At 41.1% G+C, this 1,094-nt stretch carries 1 protein-coding gene; it reads left to right on the top strand.

Translation table 11 applies throughout. The features are described 5' to 3' along the window. On the top strand, positions 1-1,094 hold a 1,094-nt coding region (locus B0I10_RS15740; RefSeq protein ID WP_181456980.1), incomplete at both ends, for a hypothetical protein.

Raw genomic sequence — 1,094 nt, 5'->3', positions numbered from 1 at the left:
GAAATCTGCTACGATGGTTTAGACAACGATTGTGATGGTATTATCGATAACGGTTGTACGCCGATTGTTTCAGTGGTTTTACCTAATCAGTGTAATACGACGTTGCCATTTGTAAACAGTTATGTGTATGCTGCTTTAGTGCCGGGAGCTCAAGGTTACCGCTTTAGAGTAACTAATACTGCTACGAATGATGTGCAAACCATCGATCAATTGTTACGAGGTTTCCGTTTTACACAATTGACCAATTATGCCTTTAACACAACCTATTCCGTTGAAGTTTCAGTGCGAATTAACAACGTATGGCAACCGTTCTACGGAACCCCCTGTACAGTTTCCACACCGGATACTACTACACAAGTTCAGGCTTCGCAGTGTAACACTACGTTGAGTAATTTGAATAACTCAATTATTGCCAACATTGTACCGTTTGCAACCGGCTACCGCTTTAGAATCACGAATACGTTGAATCCAATTGACGTACAAACAATTGATCGTCCGATTAGAGATTTCAGAATGAGTTCGTTGTCCAACATCCAGTTCAACACGACGTATAATGTAGATGTTGCGGTTAGAAATACCGATGGCACGTACTTGTCGTATGGTCCGGTTTGTAACATTACAACCCCATTATTCCCAACGATTGGCTTGCAAGATGCTCAGTGTGATGAATACCAAGTTATTTCAAACACAGAAACATTATTTGCTGAGTCTTATCCAGGTGTTGAACAATACCGTTTCTTGTTAGAAAACGTAAGTCAGCCTTACAGCCAGACTTTTGATAGACCATTGCGAACTGTGACTTTGAATAACTTCACCGGATTACTACCTGGAACGACTTACACCGTACGAGTAGCGATTCAATTAAATGGCGTTTGGGGACCTTACGGTAAATCATGCAGTATTATTACTCCAGGAACCGGAAGACCGGATGCAGTTTCAAGAATGGATGAAACCAATGTAAATGAGTTCAAAGCGATTGCTTTCCCGAATCCATTTGCAAACAGTTTTGCTATTGATGTGAAAACTTCCAACACAGAACCAGTAAGCTTGACCGTGTATGACATGGCCGGAAGATTATTGGAAGTGAAAGAAGT

It is taken from the genome of Flavobacterium lacus (assembly GCF_003268815.1).
GTDB lineage: Bacteria > Bacteroidota > Bacteroidia > Flavobacteriales > Flavobacteriaceae > Flavobacterium > Flavobacterium lacus.
Note: the sequence above shows the minus strand (reverse complement) of the source record. Positions and strands in the feature narration are given on the sequence as shown.